This is a genomic window from Planctomycetia bacterium (genome assembly GCA_034440135.1).
Classification (GTDB): domain Bacteria; phylum Planctomycetota; class Planctomycetia; order Pirellulales; family JALHLM01; genus JALHLM01.
The window spans coordinates 1-3,702 of sequence record JAWXBP010000138.1; the positions used below are offsets into that span (position 1 = coordinate 1).

Genomic DNA, 3,702 nt, shown 5'->3' on the forward strand with positions numbered 1-3,702 from the left:
AATCTTGCTGACAAACGAATCGTAAGTCGTCGTCGGCTGCTTGGCGTCGATCTGGTTGATGTCCCAGCCTGCCGGCAAGGTGACGAAGCTCCGCGGCTCCAGTTCGACAACGTCGCCGGAATCATATTTTTCAACATCCTCCGGCGGCACGTTCGCCTTAATGACGCCGGCGTGATCTGCTGCGGCCTCGGCCGCGGCGATGACGGCCAGCGTGAACCGCCTCAGCTGCGCAAAGAGATGCAACGCCGGCACGATCTCCGGAATGCCGCGGTACTGCTCGGCGCGCTCGCAACGGAACCAATGCACAATCTGCGAGGCGTCGACCGGCCGACTTTTCCAATCGTTGATGCCGAGCTCGCGGCCCACGGGTCGATCGAGAAGGTCATACGCGACTGGGTTGCCGGATTCGTCAAAGCGAATGCCATCAATCCGTTGCGAGTCCGTGACGCTCAGGTCCGTACTGGTCACGCGCTCCGGAGCGATCAAACGCAGGTCCAGCTTGATAGCGCTCGCCAACCGCGGGTTGGTCACCAGCTGCAGGAACGCTTCACCGTCGACGGCCCGACCGCGACGCATAATCCGCAGCTTCTCCGCCAGCCGAACTTGTTTGGCCCAATTGGCAAAAGCGCGTTCGACCCGCTGATTGCCGACGACATCCTTCGTGTTCAGCTGCAGCCGCGGTCCGCGGCCAATGCAATCATTCGACAACGTGCGCATCATTCCCGACAGGTAACTGTTATTGTCCGTTTCGTAGCGGCCGCGATTCCTCAGGATCCTGCGGACCTGGGCGCTATTGCAGCGTTCGGCAGAGAGTCCGTCCGCGTAACGCCATTGCTTGCGGTTTTCGTCGTTTGTCGCGGCGGTGTCGAAAGAGGCGTGCGCATTGCCGCCCACAAATCGCACTTCGCGCGGCCGCTCAGCTCGCACAGGCGCAGCCGGCGGACGTCGAAAGAGCTGTTTGAACGCTTGGAGCATTACCGAGTGCCGGGCGGAATGAATTTGCCGTAGCCGACCGCACGGATCGGCCGCGTCGCGGCATCCTTCGCCCGCAGGTATTTGTCCGCCTCGATCAGTTGGCCGAGGTCGTGTTCCTCGACGCTGCCGGCGTCATTGGTCATCCGCTTCGGCGCAGACGCCACGTCTTCGATCTGTTCGCTGAGATTTGCCATCAAGGGGATGTTTCGCCCCGTCGCCGGCGGCGGCAAGGCGCGAAGTTACACCGGTGTAACTTACTCGGAAAACAATCAGCATTCGTGACGTTCGCTGGTGATATAGGTCCGTCCGCAATGCCGGCACTCGCGTTTGCGGCGAGTGATCCGGTTCGTCTTACCGTTCACCGTCGCCATCACCTGCCGTGTCCACACCACGCGACTCTGGGCGCAATTGCAGGATCGGCAGCGTTCCGGGCTAACCTCGGCGGCACTCACCTGCGTTGCTCCCGCTTGGCGCGCAGCTTCGCCGACATGGCCATCGCCGGCGGCGGCGCGACCTTCGACGCCGCCCGGCCTTCTCCCACCTCGATCAGCTTGACCCCTTCCATGCTGGCCACGACGTGACAGCCGACGAACACGTCGAGCCAGTGATTCTCTTTGCCCGGTAGCAGCTTCCAGACCCAGACCATCCGCCCCTTGCCGTAGGCTTCCTCGGCAAATTCGGCGGTTAAGTGCTCGGCCAAGAACCAATGCGCTTTGGCCTGGTCACCGAACAAGGCGAACGCGCCTTTGTTGCCCAGGCCGACGCGCAGTCGCGTTTGAAAGAAGCTCTTCCACCAATTCGTGTCAAACAGCAGGTACGGGATCATCCGCTTCTGGCTGCGCGTGACCTTGGCGTTCAGGCCGATCCGCTCGCCGGGCTTCTTTTGCCCTTCACACAACGGGTTTTCGTGGGCGGAAATGCCGAGGCCGCGACTCGGGATCAAGAGGCTGGCAAACCGCGATTGCTGGCAGAAGCGGTACACGACGTCCGTCGACATGCCCCACGCGCTATCGATCGCACACCGCGAGATGCGCAGCGACCCGCCCCCTTCGCGTGGCCATTCGCGCCCGAGCTGCTCTTCGCACAATCGCTGCAAACCGGCGTAGAGTTGCCCCTCCAGGCTGGGTTCTTTCGTCTCGGCCGCCAACGTGCGTGGCAAGGCCAGCGCCGTAAATCGCGACCGTCCTTGTTCCGGCCAAGTCGAGTACTGTACGGCGGCGCCCGTGAAATCGTCACTGAACGCCGAGACGCCCCAGTACAGCCCCTTTTGTTGGACGTCGATGAACATCACCAACTTGGTTGCCCAAGCCGGCACGGTGCCGCGCTTTAAGCGATTCAGCCGCGCGCAAATCTCATCGGCCGTGGCCAACTCCAGCGAACTCGATTCCACGAGCGGATCATTCTGGTATTCCGCGGCGAACGCCCGCGCGTCGTGCAGTCGCAAGTTCATCGCGTACTGAATGCCGGACAGTTCACCGCTGCGGTATCGCTCCGGCCAGGCGACCTTGGCGCCGACGTCCATCTTCTTGCGGTTCTTGCGATAGAACTCGGTGGCCGCCTTGCCGCCGTCCTCGTTGCGGAGCCCCTCCTCGCGGAGCTCGGCGTACTTGGCCCAGTTATCTTCATCCGTCGGCCAAGCGTACACGAGCTTCAGTCGCTCCCCCTGCCAGGCAGGATTGCGTTGCCGATCGAGAAACCGCTCGGCGACGTCGTTGCGTTCGATCACCGTGACGCACAATAGTCCCGACATACTTTGTCCTGGACCGGGCAAGCCAAGAAAGCTGCCGGAAATGGTTTGTTCGCGAGCGCTGTTCATCGTCTCTGATTTGGCCGACCGGTCGTTTTGCGGATCGTCGATCAAACCGAACGTCGGCCGCACCGTACTGCCGTCGGGGCGCGTGTGTTTCAAGCCGCGGAAACTCGACGTGATGCCGGCCACCTGGATGATGCTGGCCGAGGCCTGGCTCCCCTCGATCGTCGGCAACACAATCCGAGTCTTGGTAAAGAGCGTGCGGATCGGGTCGCCCTGGTACAACAGCTTCCGCTGGTGAATGCCTTCCAACTTCTGAATCGGATAGCAGACCTCGGGAAAGTCGGCCAACAGGTCGTCGTTGGTTTCCAGCTGCGTTTGAATCGCTTGCAGGTTGTTCTTGGCGGCGTTCATCGTGGCGCCGACCAGGAGCGCAAACGCGTGGTAGCCCCCCAGGATCGCGTACAAGCAACCGACTTCGCAGAGCGACGTCTTGCCGCTGCCGCGCGGCATGGCGATCGCGAACAGTTCACCTTCGCGCACCGAGCGTTCGATCTTGGCGATCACACGCTTATGGTCGGCCGACCATTTGAGCGTGAACACGCGCGAGAAATAGGTCTCGCAGAATAACCGAAAATCGTCGATCGACTTCCGCCGCCGCTCCGGATCTACGACCGCCGGCAGCGCGCCAATCTCGCGCACCTCCTCGGACTTCTCGCGACTGGCCAGCGCCATCTGCCGGCGATTCCGCTCACCGGCCAGCAAAGCATCCATCGCCGCCGAGGCCTTGGCCTTCGGCTTTGCTGGTGCGCGCTTTGCTGCCTTCTTAGCCAACGTTGCTCGCCGAGGAAATACGCTGAGAAGCCTTGGCGAAGTAACGGCGATCGCGCTCGTAACCGACGAATCGCCGTCCATTGCGCACGGCCGCAACTCCGGTCGTCCCCGACCCCATCACCGGATCCAAGATCGTGTCGCCC

General features: G+C 62.2%; 4 protein-coding genes. All 4 read right to left on the reverse strand.

Annotation, left to right across the window (positions count from 1 at the left end; translation table 11 throughout):
• On the reverse strand, nt 1-975 hold a 975-nt coding region (locus SGJ19_07970; GenBank protein MDZ4780172.1), incomplete at its 3' end, for a phage portal protein.
• Complete coding sequence (locus SGJ19_07975; protein ID MDZ4780173.1) at nt 975-1,172, reverse strand: hypothetical protein; 198 nt, start codon at nt 1,170-1,172, stop codon at nt 975-977. The genes SGJ19_07970 and SGJ19_07975, both read right to left, overlap by 1 nt.
• Before the next feature lie 251 nt (nt 1,173-1,423).
• Nucleotides 1,424-3,559: a terminase gpA endonuclease subunit gene (locus tag SGJ19_07980; GenBank protein MDZ4780174.1), complete on the reverse strand. Its 2,136-nt coding sequence runs from the start codon at nt 3,557-3,559 to the stop codon at nt 1,424-1,426.
• The gene (locus SGJ19_07985) at nt 3,552-3,689 is read right to left on the reverse strand and encodes a DNA methyltransferase (GenBank protein ID MDZ4780175.1); all 138 of its coding nucleotides are present in this window, start codon (nt 3,687-3,689) and stop codon (nt 3,552-3,554) included. The genes SGJ19_07980 and SGJ19_07985 overlap by 8 nt, the downstream gene beginning before the upstream one ends.
• Between the last annotated feature and the right edge of the window lie 13 nt (nt 3,690-3,702).